This is a genomic window from Bacillus sp. EA-CB0995 (assembly GCF_055814245.1).
Genome location: NZ_CP169269.1, coordinates 3,039,088 through 3,064,327, shown reverse-complemented (window position 1 = coordinate 3,064,327; position 25,240 = coordinate 3,039,088). Strand labels below are relative to the sequence as shown.

Below are 25,240 nucleotides of genomic sequence, written 5' to 3'. Positions count from 1 at the left end.
CCATAATTTCTTGATAATTGTTCTTTATAATAATTACGAACAAACTGGGGAGGGATTTTTTATGAAGAGAACGGTATTAACGGGGATTTCAATCGTAGCAATTTCTTTAATTGCCGCATGTTCTACAACTACAACAAGTGATCATAACAATATGAACGAAAAAAAGACCACACAGACTGAAACAGCAACAAAACCGTTACAAGTGATAAAAGGACCTGAAGTTACGCTAGTGGCGAAAGAAGAGAAGCAAAAGCTAAGTAACGGTGTTGTTGTTCCAGTATGGACGTTTAATGGTTCATCTCCTGGGCCAGAAATTCGTGTAAAAAAAGGTGAAAAGGTTAAAGTCACATTAAAAAATGAACTATCTGCACCGGTATCGATCCACTGGCACGGATATCCTGTTCCAAACAATATGGATGGAATTCCAGGAGTTACACAAGATGCGATTGAGCCAGGGAAAAGTTTTACGTATGAATTTGAAGCAAACGTACCAGGAACGTATTGGTATCATTCGCATCAAGACTCCGTTAATCAACTAGATCGAGGACTATATGGTGCTCTTGTTGTAGAAGATACAAATGAAAAATATGATAAAGATTACACATTAATGTTAGACGAATGGGTAACTGATAAAAAAGAAATTGATAAACAAATTAAGGAAATGACAAAAGGGAAAACAGAAAAATCAGATGGTAATAAGTCTAGTATGGATCATGGAAATATGGAAAAGCATGATGATATGAACGGTATGGATCATTCTGGTATGGACATGGGAGGCGATAAAAAAGACTCCGGTAATATGAAAGGCATGGATCATGGAAATATGAATATGGAAGGTCATAATATGAGCATGTATGACTTATATACAATCAATGGTAAAAGCGGGGATTTAGTAGAGCCGTTGAAAGTAAAAACAGGAGATAAGGTTCGACTACGATTCATCAATGCTGGTTACTTATCACACAACATCCATGTTCATGGTCATGATATAAAAGTAATTGCAACGGATGGCCAGCCAATCAATGATCCAAAGGTTGTAAAAGATGAAATAATTTCGATTGCACCGGGTGAACGTTATGATGTTGAGTTTACAGCGAATAACCCTGGGAAATGGTATGTTGAGGACCATGGAGAAGGAAAAGGTGTAAAAGGAATGAAAGCTGTTATTGAGTATGATGGCAGCAAAGATATGAAAGATAAAGCGAATGAAAAAGAAAAACTTCCAAAATTAGATATGACGAAATATGGTTCTAAGAAATTAGGAAGCTTCACATTAGATCAGCAATATAATGCCACATATACAATGGATTTGAACACAGAAATGAATGGCAATGGAATGGTATATACAATTAATGGAAAAACATTCCCTAATATTGATCCAATTCAAGTGAAAAAAGGCGATCTAGTAAAAGTAAAATTAGTAAATCGTTCTAAAATGGATGATCATCCGATGCATTTGCACGGGCATTTCTTCCAAGTATTAAGTAAAGATGGAAAACCAATAGAAGGTTCTCCGATTGTAAAGGATACATTAAACTTGAAACCAGGAGAAGAATATGAGGTAGCATTTGTAGCAAATAATCCAGGCGAATGGATGTTCCATTGTCATGATTTGCATCATGCATCTGCCGGGATGGTCACAGAAGTGAAATATGAAGATTATAAATCTGATTATGTTCCAGACCCTAATATTCCTAATATGCCAGAGTGATGCTGAGTTCATATAACTTGTTATAAAATAACGTAAAGCAGTTATCTTAGAGATAGCTGCTTTATTAATTTGTTGTATGAAAAAATATTTTTATTTCTTACTTGTGTACTGTCTTAATTTTAGAAAATATTTTTCTTCAGCTATCGTATGGAAATGAGCCTTTTTCTTACGTCTAATAGCTGAGAACATATTCGATCTATGTAAAAGGTAGCGACAAAATCAAAGTGATCGAAGTGACTTTGGTTTTGTCGCTACCTTTTCTGAACTAGTTATATAGTTACCATAGAATCTTGTGAAATTTGAAGAAATACAAAATAAATACAAAAGAAATGCAAAAAAAATGCAAAATTTTATATTATTCTTATGTAAAGAAAGGGAGGTTGGTTACTATGATGAATGGGAACATGATGGATGGAAGTTTCAACTGTTTTTCTGGAGGTGGATGGATGATGATGGGCGGTATGGCTCTATTCTGGATTCTGATTTTAGTTCTTCTGTTTGTAGGAATCAATAGCCTTATCAAGAGTTGGCATCAAAAGAGTGTCGGATATAGCGCAGTAGAAGTTTTAGACAAAAGATTGGCAAAAGGCGAAATTAGCATTGAAGAATATGATCGTATTAAACAAAAGTTAAAGTAAGTATAGTGGCAAAACCCTAACGAAAGAATCGTTGGGGCTTTGTCTATCAACGTTATTATTTAGATGAAAAATTAAGTACTCTTAGATGGAAGTTTCTTTAATTCGCATAAAGGCAAACAAACTTACCTAGATTAAATTTGAGAAATAAAAGTGTTATTGCATTTGTTTTTTGCAGCATAAGCTAGTTAAATTTTAAGATTCCATTTTCAATAATTTGTTTCCATGTTTTACCGTTGTCACTTGTTAGGAATACATTAGCATTTTCAGTAGCGAAAACCACTTCAGTTTGATTTTGAGGATTTAGTGATACATACATGATTGTATCCTTAGCGCCTAAAGAAGGCAGTTGTAAATCGGTACGCTCATTAGTAGCAAGTGATTGTTTCATCAATCCTTGTTGCTTTTGTTCAGTTACATAAGAATATACAATACTTTCATTGCTAAAGGTTAATGTAGTAACTTCTTGTTCTTTAGAGAAAAGCTTAAAGGTGTTACCGTAATCTGTAGACAGGTAAACCCCATCTTTTGCTCCCATAGCAATAACACTGGATTTATCAGGATGTACTGCAAATGAATTAATTGTATTTGAGAGCCCAACTAGCTTACTCTGTTTCCATGTGTTTCCCTCGTCTGTACTATAATAAAATCCGCTTTGTAGTTTAGAATTTGGTTGTTCATTATATATATAAATTGTATTATCATTATATCCTAAAGCGAGGTTGTGAAAATCAGATTCTCCATAAAACGCTAGTGTTTCAAGGTTTTTTCCACCATCAGTACTTTTAGTTAAACCTAAAGGATTTTTTAAGTTTGAGCCTTGTCCAGGATGACCACTTGCAAAGAATCCATTCTTTGTAGCCTGGAAGCCCATATAATCGTGTTTTTGATCGGTTGTTTCTAGCCATTTTCCATTTTGATAAACTTTTATTCCAGTGTGAGTTGCAATTGAAATTCCCGGCATGTTTCCAGGATATCCAATACCATGAATATGTTCGATTTTTCCAGATGAAACTTCTTTATAGAAATCTTGCGGAACAGTATTAGATGTTCCCTTATTTTTTTGATTAGAAGTTTGCTTAGATTGGGAAACTTCTTCTTTCTTTGGTGATGTTTCTTGTCCATTAGAACAGGCTGTTATTATAAAGATGGATGTAATAGCTAAACTGCTGATTAGAAATTTTCGCAAAAGTTTAGTCTCCTTTCTAAATATACGATTAACGCCCTAAGTATAATAGATGATTATCAAGAAATTATGGAGAAGTAAACAGGAGCGTTAATCGTTTGTAAGTACTAGTGTTTATGTATATGCTGCTCATGTTGTGAAGAATTTGGTGAAGTATGCCCTGGGAATGTTATGAAAACGGTTAGAAGAATTCCGATGCTAACTGAAAGTAAAAATAGAAATCGGCGGTGAATATAAGAAGAATAAGTTTCTGACAAGAATTGAATGATACATGACGTAGTAATGGCAATTGTGAGCAAAATACTAATAAGAAGTATACTGTGTGCTTGTTGCGCATTTAACATTTCCGTAATCATAGCCCCCATCATACTTGCCATCAATCCGGAGAACATGCCTTCTAAAGCAGAATATAGATGAAAGCGGAGCCCGGTTAAAAGCCCAATAATCCCACTAATCAAAATAGAAAGCAAAGTAGAATATAACAAGTTACCTTTAAAGATAATACCAAAATAAAGTCCTATGCTTAATCCTATGCTCATGCTAAAAGACATCACAAATACCATATACTCCATTAGGGTACCTTTAGATTTAGAAATGTATGCTGCAACAATAACTAAGATAAAACAAAGTGTTAGGGTAGTTAACGTATAAGTTGACATAGTGATACCTCCCTGTCCTTTCATTCACTTCATCATATGTACAAATCCAGAGCTTTTATGCGTATATAAATCTGCAAAATATCTGCACAATTTAAGAAAGGTAATGAAAATAGTTGTGTCGATAAAAATGCATACAAGCGCGTGTTTGCTTGTATGTATTTTCTTTGAAAAAATTTCAAAAAATAGGTATTTAAACAGTTGCATAATATACCCCCTACCCGTATAATGTATATAAAGATTAACAATTACAATAACCGAGGTGATATTGATGGATCATTGTAAAGATAATGAAATAAATCAAAAAATGGTTCCTCGAACAGAAGAGGAAATTCAAAGTGTTATAAAACGTTTAAAGCGTATTGAAGGGCAAGTACGTGGTGTTCAAAAGATGGTAGAAGATAACCGTTACTGTGTTGATATTTTAATTCAAATTTCAGCGATTAATGCAGCCTTAAATAAAGTAGGTTTTTCTTTATTGGAGCGCCATACAAAACATTGTGTCGCAAAGGCGATTCATGAGGGGAATGGGGACGAATCGATTCAAGAATTGATGAGTGTAATAAAGCAATTTTCAAAATAGGAGGGGTATAAGATGGAGAATCAAAAACATGTTACGCTTGGAGTTACAGGAATGACATGTGCAGCTTGCGCCAACCGGATTGAAAAAGTGCTAAATAAAATGGATGGGGTAGAAGCTAACGTAAACTTAGCAATGGAAAAAGCAAGTATTAAATATGATCCGTCTCAGCAAGAAATTTCTAATATAAAGAGAAAATTGAGAAGTTAGGGTATGGCGTATTAGCAGAAAAAGTTACTCTTGATATTGAAGGAATGACATGTGCAGCTTGTGCGAATCGAATTGAAAAAGTACTAAATAAAATGGAAGGCGTTTCTCATGCAACTGTTAATTTAGCTACAAATAGTGCCGTTGTAGAATACGATGATGGTTTAGTTTCTACAGAAAATATTTTAGAAAAGATAAAGAAAATCGGATATAAGGGACAAATCCGTAACGAAGAGGTAGATCGCTCAGAAAGAAAAGAAGAGGTAGTTAAGGAGAAAAAGCGTCAGCTGATTATTTCGATTATTTTGTCCTTACCTTTACTCTATACAATGCTTGGACATATGCCGTTTGATACAGGGTTACCAATGCCGCATATTCTTATGAATCCATGGCTCCAACTTTTATTAGCAACACCAGTTCAGTTTTATATTGGAGGACACTTCTATGTAGGTGCTTATCGTGCGCTTCGAAATAAAAGTGCAAACATGGACGTTTTAGTGGCCCTGGGAACATCAGCAGCTTACTTTTACAGTCTATATGAGGCATTGAAAACATTAGGAAATGCAAACTACAGCCCGGATCTTTATTTTGAAACAAGTGCTGTCTTGATTACATTAATCTTAGTTGGAAAGTACTTTGAAACAATGGCAAAAGGGCGTACAACAGAAGCAATTTCAAAATTGTTAAGTTTACAGGCGAAAGATGCGCTTGTTGTTCGTAATGGTCAAGAGGTGCGAGTGCCGTTAGAAGAAGTTGTGATTGGAGATATCATGATTGTAAAACCCGGTGAAAAAATACCGGTGGATGGTATCGTGATTTCAGGGGCGTCTTCTGTTGATGAATCTATGATTACTGGAGAATCTATTCCGGTGGATAAAAAAGAAGGAGATTCTGTTATTGGAGCGACGATTAATGCAAATGGGATGCTGACCATTCAAGCAGAAAAAGTTGGAAAAGACACAGCGTTAGCGGGAATTATTAAAATTGTTGAAGAAGCGCAAGGATCTAAAGCACCTATTCAGAGATTAGCAGATATCATTTCGGGTATTTTTGTTCCTATTGTTGTAGCGATTGCTGTAGTTGCCTTTATTGTATGGTATTTCTTTATAACACCAGGAGATTTACCAAAAGCATTGGAAGTAGGAATTGCGATTCTTGTCATTGCATGTCCGTGTGCACTAGGTTTGGCTACACCAACTTCGATTATGGTTGGAACAGGAAAAGGAGCAGAAAAGGGTATTCTCTTTAAAGGAGGTGAATATCTAGAAGGGACGCATAAAATCAATGCAGTGTTGCTGGATAAAACAGGAACAGTAACAAAAGGAAAACCAGAAGTTACCGATGTATTAGAATTTCAAGAAGGCATGATTGATTATGCTATTTCAGCTGAAAGTGCTTCTGAACATCCGTTAGCCCATGCGATTGTTGAATATGGAAAACAACATGAGATAAATTTGAAAGAGTTACAGCACTTTGTAGCAATTCCAGGCCAGGGGCTTGAAGCGGATATTGAAAACAAAAAGGTTCTTGTTGGAACACGTAAATTGATGAATGAACAATCTGTAGAAACTTCACAGCATGAAGGGGTCATGAAAGAACTAGAGTATCAAGGTAAAACAGCGATGCTTGTCGCAATTGATGGGAAGCTTGCTGGAATAATCGCTGTTGCTGATACTGTAAAGGAAAGTTCGAAGGATGCCATTCAAACACTGAAGCAAATGGGAATTGAAATATACATGGTAACAGGTGATAATAAACGTACAGCTGAAGCGATTGCAAAACAAGTTCATATTGACCATGTATTTGCCGAAGTATTGCCAGAGGATAAGGCTAAGATTGTAGAGGATTTACAAAAACAAGGAAAGAGAGTAGCAATGGTAGGTGATGGTATTAATGATGCACCGGCTCTTGCAAAATCTGATATTGGTATGGCAATTGGAACAGGTGCAGATGTAGCAATTGAAACTGCAGATGTTACGTTAGTTGGCGGTGACTTATCACATATACCAAAAGCGATTGAGTTAAGTCGTAAGACGATGAAAAATATTCGTCAAAACTTGTTTTGGGCTTTATTCTATAACGCAATCGGTATTCCTGTGGCGGCATTTGGATTATTGGAGCCTTGGGTAGCCGGAGCGGCGATGGCATTTAGTTCTGTATCTGTTGTGACGAACGCGCTTCGTTTGAAACGCGTTAAAATATAAATGAATTAAATGGAGGAATATATGATGACTATCACATTAAACGTACAAGGAATGACATGTAATCATTGTAAAATGGCAGTAACAAATGCACTTACAGAGTTAGCGGGAGTACAAAATGTAGAAGTTAACCTGCAAGAGGGAACTGTAAATGTAAAATATGATGAAGCAAAAGTAGATGTAGAAAAAATGAAAGAAGCTATTGAAGATCAAGGATATGACGTGCAGTAAATAGGGGAATTCAATAAATCTTAGTAAAAAGGCCGTTTTATTAAAAGCGGCCTATTACATTTAATGATAAATAAGTTTATCGTTAAATGTGATAGGCTTCGAATAGGCATAATCTGTTACCAAAATAATCGTGTTTTGTTTACAAATAAAATTGAATTTACTAGAATAATGAATGTTAATCGTAATAATTACGTTTTGTGGTGACGTTGTAAAAGTAGCTGCAAGTGTAGTCAGAAACAAAGAAATGGATGGTTGATAATATGAACAAAGTAGAAATTCATATTTTAGGTGGTTTTTTAGGGAGCGGGAAATCAACGCTGCTTCAAAATTTATTATTAGCGGAAAAGAAGAAAAATCGAAAAGTTGCAGTACTAATGAATGAAATAGGCGAATACCCCGTAGATACAGATATTGTAGGACGAGAAAATATTTTAAGAGAACTTTTAAAAGGCTGTATTTGCTGTACGATGAAAGATGAATTAGAAATTCAGCTACATTCCTTATATCAGGAGGAGAAACCTGATGTAGTTTATATAGAAACAACGGGAGTTGCGCATCCGATTGAAGTATTAGACGCTTGTCTCTCACCTATTTTAGCTCCTTATATTGAGGTGAAGTCCATTATTGTTGTATTAGATGCAATCAGGTGGTTAAATCGGAAACATTAAGTAAAAGCGTGCAACAGCTTTTAAACGAACAAATGAAGTATGGAAGTCATATTCTTATCAATAAATCAGATTTACTTAGAGACGAAGAGAAGAAACAGGTTGTTGAGGAAGTAGCGTTAATAAATAGACATGCAAAATTATACGAAACACAGTATTGTAATATATCTTTAGAGGATTTCGAAGAGGTAAAGCTAGCAAGTAATCAAAATCATGAAAAATTACATGTGAAACAGCATTTACATATTCAAACCATGACCTATCCATTTAAAAAGTCAATTGATCAGGGCAAATTGTACGAGTGGCTTTCTAATGTACCTGAGGGAATTTATCGTGTAAAAGGGTTTGTGAAATTTCATGGTGATAAATACCCAACTTTGCTGCAATACTCATTTGGTGTGCCATCTTTATTGGAGCAGGATTTTGGTTTCCCTACAAACCTTGTAATTATTGGAGAGAATTTAGATAAAGCGAAACTGAAGAAGGAGCTAGAGAGTTTGGAACAAGTTGAGTTGTAAGGTTTGTGTACGGTTGTTTTCAGATGAATATATTAATTTTAATGGAGAGGGAAGGACTAGTTTTTTAGTCATTCCCTTTTTTAGTTAAGAAACGAACATGATATTAGTAAATATTTACAAATAAACTGGAAGGGATTTGGGGAAAGTTAGAGAAATTAGAGGTACTTCAAGAAATTTTATTTCATAGTAGCGGTTGATATTGAGAAATGTCATTATTACGAATAGTTCACCTCAGTGTATTCAATTCTCTAAGAAGGTAAATGATAGGGGAGGAATCATGATGTCAGTGAAAAAACGTAAGTGGCTAAGGATAGTGTGCACAAGTTGTATACTTGGTTCACTGTTCGTATCAGTTGGGTGCTCTGGAAAAAAAGCAAGTACAAGTAATGAGGAAACAGTTAAGGTAGGTGTTCTTGCTTCGTTAACTGGACCACTTGAATCGTATGGAAAACAAACAGTAAATGGATTTGAGCTCGGTCTAGATTATGCAACAGGTGGAACAGGAAAAGTGGAAGGGAAAAAGATTAAGTTTGTTGTAGAAGATACGGAAACAAAAGCAGATGTAGCTGTTAAGAAGGCTACGAAACTATTAGAAGAAGATAAAGTAGACTTTTTAGTAGGTTCATCTAGTTCAAGTGATACGTTAGCAGTTTTACCATTGGCTGAAGAATATGAAAAAATAATGGTTGTTGAGCCAGCTGTAGCAGATAGTATAACAGGGAAGAACTGGAATAAATATATTTTTAGAACAGGACGAAATTCATCTCAAGATGCAATTGCCGGTGCAGCATCAATTGCTAAGAAAGATGTGAAGATTGCTACACTAGCTCAAGACAATGCATTCGGAAGAGAAGGGATTGCGGCATTTAAAGATGCAGCAAAGAAGTTAGGCGCAAACATTGTAAATGAGCAATATGCTGATGCGAATTCTACTGACTTTACGGCAAATATACAAAATATTATAAGCTCAAAACCAGATTATTTATTTATTGTTTGGGCAGGTGCAAATTCACCATGGAAGCAATTAAAAGATATGAATGTGGAGCAGCAAGGTATTAAAATTTCAACGGGTGCACCTGATATTCCAGCGTTAAAAACGATGGATGCGTTAGTTGGTATGCAAGGATTTTCAGTGTATTATCATACGCTTCCAAAAAATAAAGTGAATGATTGGTTAGTAGAAGAACATAAAAAACGATTTAACGGTGCTGTTCCAGACTTGTTTACAGCTGGTGGGATGTCAGCTGCTATTTCAATCGTTGAAGCCTTAAAGAAAACGAAAGGTGATACTGATGCTGATACACTCATTAAAAAGATGGAAGGAATGGAATTTGAAACACCAAAAGGAACAATGAAATTCCGTGCGAAAGATCATCAAGCTTTACAAACGCTTTATTCGATTACATTGAAAAAACAAGATGGAATTGATTATCCTGTTCCAGTTTTAGAGCGGGAATTAAAAATGACAGAAACAGAACCGCCGATTCGTAATAAATAATCTGAATAATGTAAAAATTAAAATTCTTATTGTGACGGACAGTGAAAGTATCCTTTAGATTATTAAACTGTCTTTAAAGACTATTGGGTGAAAGTTTTCCGTTCCTATCATAAAGGGATGGAAAACTTTTTATCTCGTATGAACGGGCAATAAGATCTCTACCTTAAGATTCAGAGAAAACGAAGAAGATAGGCGAGGGCTAGTGATCAGTAGGGAATTAAGAAAGCTCTCAATGATAAAAATTTCACTTTATAAAAGAATCCTTTGTGAGGAGGACATAGTGTGGAGAATTTGTTAGAGACTCGCGAACTTTCTGTCTCATTTGGAGAACACCATGTTATTAAAGATGTAAATTTGATGATACCGAAAGGAAAACTTATTTCTATTATTGGACCGAACGGAGCAGGGAAAACCACCCTTTTTAATTTGTTAAGCGGTCAACTTTCTCCGACAAAAGGAGAGATTTATTTTAAGGAACGTGACATTACAAAGTTATCGATTCCAGATCGAACGCGTCTTGGTATAGGACGTTCTTTTCAGCTTACGAACATTTTTCCAGAATTAACGGTTCTTGAAAATGTTCGGCTTGGTGTACAGTCTTATGCGAAAGATTATTATAGTTTCTTCCCGCGCCCATCTCAGTATAAGCAGCAACAAGAAGAAGCACGCCATTTACTCGAAGTTGTGTTGCTGAATGAAAAGGAAGAAGTACTTGCAAAAGATTTAGCTCATGGAGAAAAACGAAAATTGGAACTTGCAATGCTTTTAGCACTTAAAACAGATATGTTGTTGTTAGATGAGCCGACAGCGGGTATTTCTATTGAAGAAGTTCCTGCTATTTTACAAGTGATTGAAAATATAAAAAATAATCGTGAAAATACGATTGTGTTAATTGAGCACAAAATGGATATGGTTCTTCATTTATCTGATCATCTCGTTGTGTTATTTCAGGGGAGTTATTAGCTGAAGGGTTACCAGAAGATATTATGAAGGATGAGCGTGTGCAAACTGCGTATTTAGGAGGATTATACAGTGACACTATTAAAAGTGGATAATATAGAAACGTATTTAGATCAGTTTCATATTTTACAAGGTGTTTCTTTTGGGGTGGAGGAAGGAACCATTACAGTCTTATTTGGAAGAAATGGAGCAGGGAAAACGACAACGCTACGTTCTATTATGGGGTTTCATACCATTTCTAACGGAGCGATTTATTTTGGCGACGAGAAAGTAAATGGACTATCAACACATATGATTTCTCGAAAAGGTATAGGGTATGTGCCAGAAAATCAAGGGATATTTTACGACTTAACGGTTGAAGAAACGTTTGCACTTGCTCAAACGAAAAAAAATGAAGAAACAGATGAAAAAGTGGAGTGGATGTTGAATCTCTTTCCAGATTTAAAACAATTTTGGCATAAAAAGAGTGGATTGTTAAGTGGAGGTCAAAAACAAATGCTCGCTATCTCAAGAGCTTACATTAACAGTGAAGGTCTACTGCTTATTGATGAGCCTAGTAAAGGCTTGTCACCAATCATGATTGAGAAGTTGATGATTTCAATTTTAAAAATGAAGGAAAAAACAACTGTTTTACTTGTCGAACAAAACTTTATGATGGCCAGTCAAATTGGCGATTATTTTTACATTATGGATAATGGGAAAATTGTGCATAATGGTCCGATGAGTGAACTGAAGGAAGATAAGGAAACATGTCATAAATATTTAGGGATTTCTTAACCTTGATATGAGTGAGGTGAAAAACGTGGATGTGTTTGTTAATTTATTCGTAAATGGTGTTTCGACAGGTGTGCTTATTTTCTTATTAGCATCTGGCTTAACGCTCATTTTCGGTTTAATGAGTGTTCTTAATTTTGCTCATGGCGGGCTATTTACATGGGGTGCTTTTACTGGGGTGTGGTTGTTTAATGTAACAGGCAGTTATATATTTGCATTATTTGGTGCTATTGTGATGGGCATGTTTCTTGGTTGGATATTAGAAAGATTCCTCATCCGCCCTGTTTATGGAAATCATGTTCGTCAGCTTTTGGTTACACTTGGTGGTATGCTCGTGCTTAGTGAATGTATAAAAGTATTTTGGGGGCCGAATCCGATAGGAGCTAAGTTACCGAATTGGTTACAAGGAAGTTTTACATTTGATGGAATTATATTAATTAAGTATCGCTTATTTGTTATTTTAATCGGCTTATTCGTTTACATTGGATTTGTATTGTTACTTAGAAAAACGAAAATCGGGCTTATGATTCGTGCTGGTGTAATGGATAAAGAGATGGTTCAAGCGCTTGGAATTAATGTGAAAGCCATCTTTTCTTTCGTATTTTTATTAGGAGCTGGAATGGCGGCGTTAGGTGGTTTTCTTCTCGCACCTTATTCGGGTGTTATTTTTGCAGAAATGGGGATGCAGTATGCTATTTTAGCTTTTATTGTTGTAATCATTGGTGGATTAGGTAGTGTACAAGGTTCTGTAATCGCATCCTTAATTGTTGGCTTGGCGGGAGCTTTTACAGCGTATTATGTTCCAGATTTATCGCTTGCGATAAACATGTTGATGCTGTTATTCGTCTTATTAGTTAAGCCAACAGGACTTGTTGGTGAAAAGGGGTGAGATTGTTATGACCACATCATCTAATCGGGCTAGCTTATATTTTTTGGGTGCAATTCTTTTCTGTTTCATGATATTTCCTTTTATAAACGATTCAAGGAGCATGTTAATCTTGCTTACACAAATTTTCATTTTCGCAATATTTGCGATGAGTTTTGATATTTTATTAGGTTATACGGGAATTGTGTCGTTTGGACATTGTATGTTTTTGGAATCGGTGCTTATTGTGTCGCACTTTTATTAGATCGACAAGAGGCAACAATATCGAGTTTTTTTATTGGGATTATATTAGCAGTCACTTTATCAGCGGTCATTAGTTATATAGTTGGAATGCTTTCCTTGCGATTAAAAAGTCATTTTTATGCGATGCTAACACTAGCTATTTCGCAATTATTCTTTGTGCTAGCTGAAAAATGGCGAACCGTTACGCATGGGGGGATGGTTTTACGTTCCGTGTACCTGATATATTTCGAGATCGTTTCACATTTTACTATATTACATTAATAAGTCTAGTAATCATTTTTTTATTACTGCAACTGTTTACGAAATCTTCAATTGGAAACGTATTAAAAGCGATTTCGCAAAATGAACAACGTGTGGAAGCACTTGGTTATAAAATTCTTCACTATAAAGTAATTGCGAGTGTTGTAGCTGGAGTTGTAGCATCTGTGAGCGGCGGATTATTTGTTATCACACTTCGCTTTGTAAATACGACCGTTTTCTCAATTGACATGACGCTGAATGCTTTATTAATGACGACAATCGGTGGTATTGGGACATTAGTAGGAGCGATAGTAGGGGCAGGAATGATTGAATCTTTGAAATACTATTTGTCAGAGCTTGCTGCGCAGTACCCAATTTTTGAACGATGGACGATTTTTCTTGGTTTATTGTATATCATCGTCTTATTAGGTCTTCCAACAGGTATGTTAGGAACAGTTAGGAAACTGGTGAACTGGAAACAGTATAAGAAAAAAGAGAAGAAGGAGCAAATTGAGCATAGTGCTTAATACGCTAGAAAATGGCCTTTTACCTGATAATGAATCTAATAGTTACTTATGGGTAACCTACGCACATTAAAGTGCAGTATTGTACTTTAAATAATATATAGATAAAATTCATGATATAAAAATTAGTAATTTAGAATGAATAAGGAGTGTTATATTTGGCAGAATTAATACAAGGAAAAAATGCATTAATTACAGGAGCTGGAAGAGGGATTGGCCGTGCCGTAGCAATTGCTTTAGCAAAAGAAGGCGTGAATGTAGGACTTTTAGCACGTTCAGAAGAAAATTTAAAGGCTGTTGCAAAAGAAGTTGAGGCAGAAGGCGTGAAAGTTGTAATTGCTACTGCTGATGTATCTTCATATGAAGAAGTAGGTGAAGCAATTGAAACATTAAAAAATGGCTTAGGTTCTATTGATATTTTAATTAACAATGCCGGAATTTCTAAATTTGGCAATTTCTTAGAACTAGATGTTGCAGAATGGGAAAAAATCATTCAAGTGAACTTAATGGGCGTCTATTATGTGACTCGTGCTGCGTTACCAGGAATGATTGAGCAGCAGTCTGGTGACATTATTAATATTTCATCAACAGCTGGACAAAAAGGAGCGCCAGTAACAAGCGCGTACAGTGCTTCTAAATTTGGTGTTCTTGGTTTAACAGAATCGTTAGCGATGGAAGTACGTAAACATAATATTCGCGTGACAGCATTAACACCGAGTACAGTTGCAACAGATATGGCAGTAGAATTAGGTTTGACAGATGGTAACCCAGATAGAGTTATGCAGGCTGAAGATATTGCCGAATTTATTGTAGCGCAGCTAAAATTAAATAAACGTACATTTATTAAATCTGCTGGATTATGGTCTACAAATCCGTAAGAGAATGGATGATTGAATTAGCAAAAAAGATAGCTGTTCTGAAAAAGAACAGCTATCTTTTTTAGGCGTAACCTTAGCACATAGTTTCTTAATCACGATAGAAATGTTCATCTTGTTGAATCTCATTCCAACATGTCACTTCATCAACAGACAAACATAATGAGGTAACTAAGAAAAAATGTTTTTGTGAAATACGTTTATTTCCAATTCGTATAGTCGAATTTTCTAACATGAAATGTTATGATGCCATTAAGGTAGAATAAGTTTGGAAGGGGTATAGAAATAACGAATATGGACAAAGAAAAACAACAATTAAGCGTTGAAGTTGCAAGGTTATACTACCAATCTGATTATAGTCAACAAGAGATTGCAAATAAATTAAATATCTCAAGGCCGACTATCTCGAGATTGTTAAAATATGCAAAAGAAAAAGGATTTGTTCAAATTAAAATAACTGATCCATTTGCTGATTTAGATAATGTAGGAAACCTACTTAAAGAAAAATATAACTTATTAGAGGCGCATGTCGTATTTTCTCCAGTACCAGAATATACGGCCATTACAGAGTATATTAGTAAGTATGCTGCTGAGTATATGGAAAAGACTGTTACAAATGGTGATGTTGTTGGTGTGAGTTGGGGAACGACGATGTATGAAGTCGCTAGAAAAATTGTCCCGCAGCATGTGAAAGGGGTAGAAGTTGTCCAATTAAAAGGAGGTATTAGTCATTCAAGTGTAAATACATATGCGAATGAAACAATTGCCTTGTTTGCGGACGCCTTTCAAACAACACCACGAAATCTACCGCTTCCAGTTATATTTGATAATGCAGTTACAAAAGAATTAGTAGAACAGGATAGGCATATTCATCATATTGTTGAGATGGGAAAACAAGCTAATATTGCCATTTTCACAGTTGGAACTGTTAGAGATGAGGCTTTATTATTTCGACTAGGTTACTTGAATGAACAAGAAATGAGCTTATTGAAAGAACAAGCTGTTGGGGACATTTGTTCACGTTTCTTCGATGGAGACGGTAATATTTGCAGTGAGGAAATTAATCAGCGCACAATTGGTATTGATTTAGAAGAGTTGCGCTTAAAGAAGCGTTCTGTTCTTGTTGCAGGAGGTTCTAGAAAAGTAAAAGCAATTGATGGTGCGTTAAGAGGCGGATATGCGAATGTGTTGATTATCGATCAGCATACAGCAAAAGAGTTGCTACATTATCAAAAAGGCTAGTAATAGAAGGTTCTCTCAAAATCATGATTTTGGGAGAACCTTTTTTATAAAAACGTTTGAACAAAATTTCAAAAGCGTGTTTACATTTGTTCAAAGAGGAGTTAGAATGAAGTTGTTAAAAGATATGAGGAGTGAAAAAAATGAACATTGCAAAGTTAATTGATCATACAGTTTTGAAACCGAATACTACGAAAGAAGATGTTATGAAAGTCTTAGAAGAAGCAAAGAAATATAATTTCGCTTCTGTTTGTATTAATCCTACATGGGTAAAATTAGCTGCTGAAGAATTAGCAGGGCATGATGTGGATGTTTGTACAGTAATCGGATTCCCTTTAGGTGCAAATACAACTGAGACAAAAGTATTTGAAACAAAAGATGTAATTGCAAAAGGTGCAACTGAAGTAGACATGGTAATCAATGTTGGTGCTTTAAAAGATGGAGATAATGAATTCGTTGAAAACGATATTCGTGAAGTTGTACAAGCTGCAAAAGGAAAAGCACTTGTAAAAGTTATCATTGAAACTTGTTTATTAACAGATGAAGAAAAAGTTCGTGCTTGTGAATTATCTGTAAAAGCTGGTACTGATTTTGTAAAAACTTCAACTGGATTCTCAACTGGTGGAGCAACTGCGGAAGATATCGCATTAATGCGCAAAACTGTTGGAGAAAACGTTGGTGTAAAAGCATCTGGTGGCGTTCGTACGCGAGAAGATGCAGAGAAAATGATTGAAGCCGGCGCTTCTAGAATCGGAGCAAGTGCTAGTGTTGCAATTGTATTAAATGATACAAACGGCGTTTCAGATAACTATTAATTCATAAAAAGTTGTAAGCAATAGATACACGAATTGCTGAGAAGCATAGTGTATCTATTGCTTTAACAATCAAAAAATATGTAAGCGGATACGAAAAAGGAGGGGATTTTTATGAAATATGTAATCGGTATCATAGGCTTGATAATTGTGTTAGGTATCGCATGGCTTGCAAGTAATAATAGAAGAAAAGTGAAATATCGCCCTATTATAACGATGATTATACTTCAGTTTATTTTAGGTTTCTTACTATTAAATACAAGTATCGGGAACGTACTAATTGCTGGAATTGCAGATGGTTTTGGACAATTGTTAAAGTATGCTGCTGATGGTGTTAACTTTGTATTTGGTGGTTTGTTAAATCAAAAAGAATTTTCATTCTTTTTAGGAGTATTAATGCCAATTGTGTTTATATCAGCTTTAATTGGTATTTTGCAGCACTTTAAGGTATTGCCGTTCATTGTGAAATATATTGGTTTAGCTTTAAGTAAAGTGAATGGAATGGGAAAACTTGAATCATATAATGCTGTAGCTTCAGCCATTTTAGGGCAGTCAGAGGTATTCATCTCTGTTAAGAAACAATTAGGTTTATTAAGTGAAAAAAGATTATATACACTGTGTGCTTCTGCAATGTCGACGGTGTCCATGTCTATAGTGGGATCCTATATGGTGTTATTAAAACCACAGTATGTTGTAACCGCTTTAGTGCTGAACTTGTTTGGTGGGTTTATCATTGCTTCTATTATTAATCCTTATGAGGTTACGGAAGAAGAAGATATTTTAGAAGTACAAGAGGAAGAGAAAAAGACCTTTTTTGAAGTATTAGGGGAATATATAGTAGATGGCTTTAAAGTTGCTATTACAGTAGCTGCTATGCTAATTGGATTTGTTGCTTTAATTGCTTTTATTAATGCCATTTTTAAAGGAGTAATTGGTATCTCATTCCAAGAGATTCTTGGTTATGTATTTGCGCCATTTGCATTTATTATGGGGGTTCCTTGGCATGAAGCTGTTAATGCCGGTAATATTATGGCGACGAAACTTGTATCAAATGAGTTTGTAGCTATGACAAATTTAGCACAAGGAAACTTTAATTTTTCAGGAAGAACGACTGCTATCATATCGGTGTTCCTAGTTTCATTCGCAAACTTCTCTTCAATCGGAATTATCGCTGGAGCTGTTAAAAGTTTACATGAAAAACAAGGAAATGTGGTAGCAAGATTTGGTTTGAAACTGCTTTTCGGAGCAACTTTAGTAAGCTTTTTATCCGCAACAATAGTTGGATTAATATATTAAGAGTTTAATAAGTTTACCCTTTACAAAATAAAATAAGAAGGATTGGTGATTAGGATGAGAATGGTAGATATTATTGCAAAAAAACGTGATGGTAAAGAACTAACAACAGAGGAAATTCAATTTTTTATTAAAGGATATACAGATGGATCAATCCCTGATTATCAAGTAAGTGCACTAGCAATGGCTATCTTTTTCCAAGATATGTCTGATCGTGAACGTGCTGATTTAACAATGGCTATGGTGAATTCTGGAGAGACAATTGATTTATCAGAGATTGAAGGGGTTAAAGTAGATAAACATTCAACTGGCGGTGTTGGTGATACAACAACATTGGTTTTAGGACCATTAGTAGCTGCTTTAGATGTACCAGTTGCAAAAATGTCTGGACGTGGTCTAGGGCATACAGGTGGTACGATTGATAAATTAGAAGCAGTTGAAGGATTCCATGTTGAGATTACGAAAGAGCAATTTATTGATTTAGTGAATCGTGATAAGGTTGCAGTTATTGGACAAACAGGAAATTTAACACCTGCCGATAAAAAAATATATGCACTACGTGATGTTACGGGAACTGTGAATTCGATCCCACTAATCGCAAGTTCGATTATGAGTAAAAAAATTGCAGCTGGAGCTGATGCAATTGTTCTTGATGTTAAGACAGGAGCAGGAGCATTTATGAAAACAGAAGAGGATGCGAAAAAATTAGCACATGCAATGGTTCGAATCGGAAATAATGTTGGCCGTCAAACAATGGCTGTTATTTCAGATATGTCACAACCACTTGGCTTTGCGATTGGTAATGCTCTTGAGGTGAAGGAAGCAATTGATACGCTAAAAGGAGAAGGTCCAGAAGACTTAACAGAATTAGTGCTTGTATTAGGAAGCCAAATGGTTGTACTTGGTAAAAAAGCAAATACATTAGAAGAAGCACGTGAAATGTTGAAAGAAGTTATGAAAAATGGAAAAGCGATTGAGAAATTCAAAGAGTTCTTACGTAATCAAGGCGGAGATAGCTCGATTGTAGATCATCCAGAAAAGTTACCACAAGCGAAATATGTAATTGATGTACCAGCTAAAACTTCAGGTGTTGTGTCTAACATTGTTGCAGATGAAATCGGTATTGCTGCGATGCTTCTAGGAGCAGGTCGTGCAACGAAAGAGGATGAAATTGATTTAGCGGTTGGCTTAATGCTACGCAAAAAAGTTGGCGAAGTTGTAAAAGAAGGAGAGCCATTAGTTACGATTTATGCAAATCGCGAAGATGTTGAAGATGTAAAAGCTAAAATTTATGAAAACATTTCTGTATCAGAAAAGGCTGAAACTCCTAAATTAATTTACACTGTGATAACTGATTAATACTTAACAGAATTACATTTACTTTGAGGAGGAAATGATATGGATAAACAAAAATATATTGAAGAAGCTACAAAGATGTTGTCAAAAGCTTATATTCCATATTCAAAGTTCCCTGTTGGAGCGGCACTCGTTACGAAAGATGGTAAAATTTATACAGGCTGTAACATAGAAAATGCGTCTTATGGTTTATGTAATTGTGCCGAAAGAACGGCAATATTTAAAGCAGTGTCAGAAGGAGAACGCGATTTCAGTTATTTAGTAATAACAGGTAATACGGATGGTCCTATTTCACCATGCGGAGCGTGCCGACAAGTAATCGCAGAATTTTGTGATCCGCAAATGCCAGTATTATTGACAAATCAAAAAGGCGATGAAAAAGAAGTAACAGTTGAAAGTTTACTGCCAGGTGGGTTTTCAATTAATGATTTAATGTAATGAAAGATATATTATGTAATTTGTAAATGATAAAATAAAGAGGCTATTCCCAATATTAAATAGAGGGATAGCTTCTTTTTTATAAATAATTCGTTCAAATTGCAATAATATAGATAACATATATCTGCTAGCAAATAGATATACCACATATTCTGCCAATTTTTTATATTAATGTATTATAATTAGAAGGGTGTTTACTATTACTTAATATTTAATTCAATAGTTTTCGAATCGATGCAGTACAAAATTCATAATTTGTCGGAAATAGTATAATAAATTAACCGAAGTAGACACTAAAAAAGGTTGCTTTGTATTGATGTAGAAATACATAACTAAAATACCATTTAATTATTAGAGTTTTTGTTTTATGTAAAAAAGATAAAAGAAGAAACGGTGATACAATGACAAATAAAAAAGAAAGAATAGAAACAGGATGGAACTTAGATAATAGCTATGCCCGTCTACCGGAATCATTTTTCACCAGCCTCAATCAAACACCTGTTCGCTCACCGAAGTTGGTTATTCTCAATGATTCGTTGGTAACATCCCTAGGATTGAACATCGAGGAACTAGAAAGTGACGATGGAGTAGCGGTGCTTGCAGGAAATCGGATTCCCGAAGGTGCCTTTCCTCTTGCTCAAGCTTACGCGGGGCATCAATTCGGGCATTTTAACCGGCTCGGAGACGGCCGAGCTCTGCTGCTTAGCGAGCAAATCACTCCCTTAGGTGAGAGGGTTGATATTCACCTGAAAGGTTCTGGTAGAACACCATACTCTCGCCGGGGGGATGGTCGAGCGGCACTTGGACCGATGCTACGCGAATATATTATCAGCGAAGCAATGCATGCGCTTGGTATTGCTACTACCCGTAGTCTAGCGGTAGTAACGACCGGTGAATCAATCTTTCGCGAAACTGAGCAGCCAGGTGCAATCCTCACCCGTGTGGCAGCAAGTCATTTGCGCGTTGGTACCTTTCAATACGTTTCCAAATGGGGGACAGTTGAAGAGCTTCGAGCCTTAGCTGATTATACATTACAGCGACATTATCCAGATGGTGACGCTGCCCCTAATCGCTATCTTTACCTACTTGAGGAAGTGATTAAGCGTCAAGCTCAGTTGATTGCAAAATGGCAACTTGTTGGTTTTATTCATGGGGTGATGAACACCGACAATATGACCATTAGTGGGGAAACCATTGATTATGGTCCTTGTGCCTTCATGGATACTTATGATCCGGAAACGGTATTCAGTTCCATTGATCTTCAAGGTCGCTATGCTTATGGCAATCAGCCGTATATTGGTGGATGGAATCTTGCAAGGCTTGCTGAAACTTTATTACCACTATTGCATAGTGATTATGCAAAATCGATGGAAATGGCTCAAGATGCAATTTTAAATTTTAATGAGTTATATCATTCGAACTGGCTCGCTGGAATGAGAGCTAAATTAGGGATATTTAACGAAGAAGTACAGGATAAAGCACTTATTGAAGACCTCCTTACTATCATGGAGAAGTATCGTGCGGACTATACGAATACTTTCCGTGCGTTAACTTTTGATAAGCTGGAGGATATGGCCTTGTTTGAAACTCCAGAATTCAATCAGTGGCATGAGCAGTGGCAGGAAAGACTAGGTAGACAGGAAGAATCAAAAGATTCTTCACATTTATTGATGCGGAAAAACAATCCTGCGGTAATCCCACGGAATCACAGAGTAGAAGAAGCTTTGGAAGCTGCTGTGAAACATGGAGATTACAGCGTGATGGAACGTCTTCTTAATGTCCTTTCAAATCCTTACGCGTACTCCCCAGAGCAAGATGATTACGCGACACTACCTGCGCCATCATCATGTCCTTACCGAACTTTTTGTGGTACATGATATAGAAGTGTTGGGAATGGTTCTTTTTGTTTTTCTACAATCATGTTGAAGCTTTGGGATGGTTTAAGATTCATACAAGGTAATGCTACTTCTTTAATTGAGGTAGCATTATTTTAGTTTGTCCTTTCTTGTGGTACAAAAAAGGATAGAACAGGCAGCATCTCTCTGCTTGTATCTATCCTCTTCTTTTCCCTTTATAAAATGTGTAACATTATATATTTATACCGCATAAAATTGAGGTTTGTATCCCTTATTTGATTCTAATTGAACTATCCCCACCTAAAATCCTAACGAATTTTTGAGGAAGGGATTCCCAAAAGGGCCAACTAAGACAAAATGCTTAGCAGACCATCCCCATTCAACAAGGTATGGTTTTTCTGCTTTCAAACTTAGACAAACCTTTTACTTCCAAGTCTGTAAGAGCCCCTGAAGGAAAAAGTTCGTTCGCAGAACGAATCTTGTTATGGTTCGAAAGCTCCATCTGATAGAATGTGTGAACACGCAAATCAGACAGGATGCCAGACAGCCACTTCCATTGCGCCCAATGATGCAGACCTACCATCTTCTCCGGTAATAGTGAATACAAAATTGGTGGAAGTTTTTCTTTAAATCCCATTGCTCTTCTAGCAATGACATAAGAAGCTGTTTGGTGAATACTGATACCAAAACGTTTCATATATTTGATTTTACCAATTTGAGAAGTGTACGCTGGATTTATCTCAAATACTGCTACACCCATCTTCTCAGCACGGCTTTTAATAGCTGAAATCATCTTTTTGTAAGCAAACATGCTCATCATCATGTTTGCTTTTTTGTTACCATAAGGGTTCTTAACCTTTGCTTTTGTTGTGTTTAATTTTTCTACAACAATCGGTTTGTTTGCTTTTACAGCAATATCAACTAATGCAATGGCTTCTACTTCCATAATTTTAGTAATTTGTTCTGACGTTTTACCTAAAATATCAAAGGATAATACACCCGTTTTTATTAGTTGTCCTTGTTTATTGATGTTTGACCAAGCAAAGTGGTCAAAATTACAGTCTACTCCAATGACACCATCGGATTTGCTGAAGTTTTTATTTTGGTTCTCTTCAATATCTATTAAACATTTAAAAATGTAGTAATCCCCGTGGTCTTCAATTGCCCAACTGATTGGTTTTCCTGCATTCTTTTTATCTTTGCAATTCCATTGGTTTTGAACAGCTGCATTCACTTGTTCTTGTCCATACGGAAATGTAAGGTTCGGAATTTCAACTACAACACCGTTTGGTGTTGTAAAGTGTAAAGATTGTGATTCTGTATTGTATGTAAATACAAAGTTTCCTGATTTCGCGTCTTTTCGACCTGAAATCAACATTTGACTGTAACGAGCCTGTTCAAAATCCTGAACCCAAAGTGTATGATTTTGAACATAAGTATCTACAGTATGTTGTGCTTTGAATCGTTTTTTACTCCCAAATACAACAGAAGAAACTTTGTTTTTTAAACTATGAAGTAGCTTTTGTAGTCTATCCAATCGAAATTCAAGGTTACTTAAACGAGAATGAAGTGTTTGAATACGCACATTTAAATATTCATGCTCAAATTGATAGGCATGATAGTAAATATCCGTTCTCTTTTTAAATTGCACAACAAAATATCGCCCCATTTGTTGTTCTTTGGACGCTTTATTGAACTTTGGCTTCCCTTTGATAAAAGATGTTTTCATTTTATTCAGCACTGTCAAATCTGACTTGGTTTTCTTAATTTTCTTTTTTACAGCTTTAATTTGTTCATTTTTATTTTCGATATACAATTTCTTCAATTCTGTCTGAGAAGAAAACAGTGCATTGGCTTCCTGCACAGCACTATTTGCATAATAGTCATTCAGACTAAATCGTGATTTTACAGTAATTTGCATACTCTCAGAACGTCTGGAAGTGCCAGAACGTTTTTCTAACACTTGCGTTTGAAAAGCGAAATGCTTCGCACGATTAAATACGAAAAGAGCATGTCCAATAGCTTCAACATACTTCGGATTCAGTGCATTCTTATAGATACGAATTGAAAAATATGCTTTTTTCATCGGACACGCTCCTTTCTTGTTTTGTATACACAAAGTATACCAAAAAAGAACATACGTTTCTGTTTATATACTTAAAAAAACAAAAAAGCGATTCATCCCCCACCTACCGCTTCGCGCTTGAGGTGGGGGATGAATCGCCAGATATGATAAAATAATTAAAGTAGTCGTTTTATTTGTAAATGATATATATTTAGGATGAATTTAAATCAATTACTATGTTTTCTAGCACATAATCTAGAAGGGGGAAATGCTACAATAATTAATCATGCGAACTATAAAAAACACTTTACATAGAGTGATATAAAAGAAAAAGATAAACGGCTGGTGACACACTCAACTTATGAAAGAATACGTTTTTCTCCCTGGATTTCTTGAATCGGATTAATATTTTGCGTGAATTCAAGGGTACCCATGTATTCTCCATCTTCACTCCGTATAGCAAAATAACGAATGTATACATATTTATCCTGAAATTTAATCCAGAAATCTTCACAATCTTTATTTCCAGATTTGAAGTCTTTTAAGAGCTTTTCAACAATATGAACGCTTTTTGGAGGATGGCAGTTTTGGACTGTTCTGCCGATGACCGCTTTCGTACGGGCGAAAATCCGCTCTTTTCCATGAGAGAAGTAGCGTACAACATCATCCTCGTCAATGAATGTAATATCTACAGGTAAGTGGTTCATTAGTAGCTCTAATTGCTTTAGAGACAACATACCTGTTTCTAAGCGAATGAATCCTTCAGATATGGCTTTTTCTTGTATAGATTTTCTTTCAGGTTTCCATACACTTGTAGGACTTGTTAAGCAATAGCCAATTTCATCACTTTCATGAGCGATTTTAATCCATTCATCTTCTGTAAGGGTTTGAAGAGCCATTGGAAATAAAATATTTTCTTCTTTAAAAATCATTTCACCTACCTCATGAATAACAAAGTAAACCTGAGATAAGACAGCTTTTTTATCTCCATTATAATTTTTTAATTTTTGTTTGACGTCTTTAATAGCATTGCGAATACTGTCATCGACGCCCCACATTACTTGCGTTGGTCCATAAATTCCGTATTTCTCTAAATAAGGGAAAAGCAGATTCTCTTTACGGCTGTAATGTTTATCAATATCCATTAATAGATTTAAGTCTTCTATTAGTTTATAGATGTTTTCTTTACTATCTTCTTTTTCGAAACGTTCATAGTGAAGTTGAAGCTTAAAGTTAACATGTATATCGATTTCTTTGTTTTCAAGCTTAAACGTATGAATCGGATGTCCAGGCTGGTCTTCTGGTTTATCAGATCTATGGATTTCTTCAATGGAACCTTTAAAAATAGCTGTATGCACTGAGCATAAACGCTGTACTTCTTCTACTGGAATTCCTTCTTCCTCCATGAGTGTCTGTTCAAGTTGGGAGATTTCTGTAACCGTAATATTTCCGACAGCTTCCTCGAATTGAGCTTTTACCTCCTCAACACTTTTCCCGTTATGAAGATTTTTAATAATTTCTTTTAGGATTTCTTGTCGTTCAAACGTATTCATACTTTTATGTTCACGATTGTTAATTATTTCACTCATAA

At 35.6% G+C, this 25,240-nt stretch carries 18 protein-coding genes and 4 pseudogenes; 18 read left to right on the top strand and 4 right to left on the bottom strand.

Annotation, left to right across the window (positions count from 1 at the left end; all coding sequences use genetic code 11):
* Nucleotides 1-61: 61 nt before the first annotated feature.
* Together ACEWFJ_RS15845 and ACEWFJ_RS15840 are read left to right on the top strand one after the other, a co-directional pair.
* Nucleotides 62-1,711, top strand: a complete 1,650-nt coding sequence (locus tag ACEWFJ_RS15845) for a multicopper oxidase family protein (RefSeq protein ID WP_473689182.1) — start codon at nucleotides 62-64, stop codon at nucleotides 1,709-1,711.
* A 389-nt stretch (nucleotides 1,712-2,100) separates the two neighbouring features.
* Nucleotides 2,101-2,349, top strand: coding sequence for an SHOCT domain-containing protein (locus tag ACEWFJ_RS15840; RefSeq protein WP_230575691.1), 249 nt, complete (start codon nucleotides 2,101-2,103; stop codon nucleotides 2,347-2,349).
* Between the two features lie 181 nt (nucleotides 2,350-2,530).
* Here ACEWFJ_RS15840 and ACEWFJ_RS15835 read toward each other — a convergent pair whose 3' ends face one another.
* Together ACEWFJ_RS15835 and ACEWFJ_RS15830 are read right to left on the bottom strand one after the other, a co-directional pair.
* Nucleotides 2,531-3,535, bottom strand: coding sequence for a F510_1955 family glycosylhydrolase (locus tag ACEWFJ_RS15835; RefSeq protein WP_473689181.1), 1,005 nt, complete (start codon nucleotides 3,533-3,535; stop codon nucleotides 2,531-2,533).
* A 104-nt stretch (nucleotides 3,536-3,639) separates the two neighbouring features.
* Nucleotides 3,640-4,191, bottom strand: coding sequence for a hypothetical protein (locus ACEWFJ_RS15830; protein WP_473689180.1), 552 nt, complete (start codon nucleotides 4,189-4,191; stop codon nucleotides 3,640-3,642).
* Nucleotides 4,192-4,459: 268 nt separating this feature from the next.
* On the opposite strand from ACEWFJ_RS15830, the gene ACEWFJ_RS15825 reads away from it, so the two are divergent.
* The 16 genes and pseudogenes from ACEWFJ_RS15825 (at nucleotide 4,460) to ACEWFJ_RS15750 (ending at nucleotide 21,605) form a co-directional block, all read left to right on the top strand.
* Nucleotides 4,460-4,771, top strand: a complete 312-nt coding sequence (locus tag ACEWFJ_RS15825; RefSeq protein ID WP_429750451.1) for a metal-sensing transcriptional repressor — start codon at nucleotides 4,460-4,462, stop codon at nucleotides 4,769-4,771.
* Between the two features lie 12 nt (nucleotides 4,772-4,783).
* Nucleotides 4,784-7,179, top strand: a pseudogene (locus ACEWFJ_RS15820) (heavy metal translocating P-type ATPase).
* A gap of 24 nt (nucleotides 7,180-7,203) precedes the next feature.
* The gene (copZ, locus tag ACEWFJ_RS15815; protein ID WP_098309950.1) at nucleotides 7,204-7,407 is read left to right on the top strand and encodes a copper chaperone CopZ; all 204 of its coding nucleotides are present in this window, start codon (nucleotides 7,204-7,206) and stop codon (nucleotides 7,405-7,407) included.
* Between the two features lie 260 nt (nucleotides 7,408-7,667).
* Nucleotides 7,668-8,590 (top strand): annotated as a pseudogene (locus ACEWFJ_RS15810) (CobW family GTP-binding protein).
* Between the two features lie 280 nt (nucleotides 8,591-8,870).
* A complete protein-coding gene (locus tag ACEWFJ_RS15805; RefSeq protein ID WP_473689179.1) occupies nucleotides 8,871-10,088 on the top strand; it encodes a substrate-binding domain-containing protein in 1,218 nt (405 codons plus the stop codon).
* Between the two features lie 282 nt (nucleotides 10,089-10,370).
* Nucleotides 10,371-11,143: pseudogene (locus ACEWFJ_RS15800) on the top strand (ABC transporter ATP-binding protein).
* Complete coding sequence (locus ACEWFJ_RS15795) at nucleotides 11,121-11,825, top strand: branched-chain amino acid ABC transporter ATP-binding protein (protein ID WP_473689178.1); 705 nt, start codon at nucleotides 11,121-11,123, stop codon at nucleotides 11,823-11,825. The pseudogene ACEWFJ_RS15800 and the gene ACEWFJ_RS15795 overlap by 23 nt, the downstream one beginning before the upstream one ends.
* Before the next feature lie 25 nt (nucleotides 11,826-11,850).
* Complete coding sequence (locus ACEWFJ_RS15790) at nucleotides 11,851-12,711, top strand: branched-chain amino acid ABC transporter permease (RefSeq protein ID WP_473689177.1); 861 nt, start codon at nucleotides 11,851-11,853, stop codon at nucleotides 12,709-12,711.
* 7 nt (nucleotides 12,712-12,718) lie between these two features.
* Nucleotides 12,719-13,718, top strand: a pseudogene (locus ACEWFJ_RS15785) (branched-chain amino acid ABC transporter permease).
* 155 nt (nucleotides 13,719-13,873) lie between these two features.
* A complete protein-coding gene (locus tag ACEWFJ_RS15780; RefSeq protein ID WP_473689176.1) occupies nucleotides 13,874-14,593 on the top strand; it encodes a 3-ketoacyl-ACP reductase in 720 nt (239 codons plus the stop codon).
* 291 nt (nucleotides 14,594-14,884) lie between these two features.
* A complete protein-coding gene (locus ACEWFJ_RS15775) occupies nucleotides 14,885-15,832 on the top strand; it encodes a sugar-binding transcriptional regulator (RefSeq protein WP_429710557.1) in 948 nt (315 codons plus the stop codon).
* 140 nt (nucleotides 15,833-15,972) lie between these two features.
* The gene (deoC, locus tag ACEWFJ_RS15770) at nucleotides 15,973-16,644 is read left to right on the top strand and encodes a deoxyribose-phosphate aldolase (RefSeq protein WP_473689175.1); all 672 of its coding nucleotides are present in this window, start codon (nucleotides 15,973-15,975) and stop codon (nucleotides 16,642-16,644) included.
* Between the two features lie 111 nt (nucleotides 16,645-16,755).
* Entirely contained in the window at nucleotides 16,756-17,937 is a 1,182-nt protein-coding gene (locus tag ACEWFJ_RS15765; RefSeq protein WP_377884234.1) for a NupC/NupG family nucleoside CNT transporter, read from the top strand.
* A 54-nt stretch (nucleotides 17,938-17,991) separates the two neighbouring features.
* Nucleotides 17,992-19,293 carry a pyrimidine-nucleoside phosphorylase gene (locus tag ACEWFJ_RS15760; RefSeq protein ID WP_253629298.1) on the top strand — a complete coding sequence of 434 codons (1,302 nt, stop codon included), beginning with the start codon at nucleotides 17,992-17,994 and terminating at the stop codon, nucleotides 19,291-19,293.
* A gap of 39 nt (nucleotides 19,294-19,332) precedes the next feature.
* Nucleotides 19,333-19,728, top strand: coding sequence for a cytidine deaminase (locus tag ACEWFJ_RS15755; RefSeq protein WP_253629299.1), 396 nt, complete (start codon nucleotides 19,333-19,335; stop codon nucleotides 19,726-19,728).
* A gap of 401 nt (nucleotides 19,729-20,129) precedes the next feature.
* Entirely contained in the window at nucleotides 20,130-21,605 is a 1,476-nt protein-coding gene (locus ACEWFJ_RS15750; RefSeq protein ID WP_473689174.1) for a protein adenylyltransferase SelO, read from the top strand.
* A gap of 358 nt (nucleotides 21,606-21,963) precedes the next feature.
* On the opposite strand, the gene ACEWFJ_RS15745 is transcribed toward ACEWFJ_RS15750, so the two are convergent.
* Nucleotides 21,964-23,670 carry an IS200/IS605 family accessory protein TnpB-related protein gene (locus tag ACEWFJ_RS15745; RefSeq protein WP_473689173.1) on the bottom strand — a complete coding sequence of 569 codons (1,707 nt, stop codon included), beginning with the start codon at nucleotides 23,668-23,670 and terminating at the stop codon, nucleotides 21,964-21,966.
* Nucleotides 23,671-24,008: 338 nt separating this feature from the next.
* Nucleotides 24,009-25,238 carry a DUF438 domain-containing protein gene (locus ACEWFJ_RS15740; RefSeq protein ID WP_473689172.1) on the bottom strand — a complete coding sequence of 410 codons (1,230 nt, stop codon included), beginning with the start codon at nucleotides 25,236-25,238 and terminating at the stop codon, nucleotides 24,009-24,011.
* Between the last annotated feature and the right edge of the window lie 2 nt (nucleotides 25,239-25,240).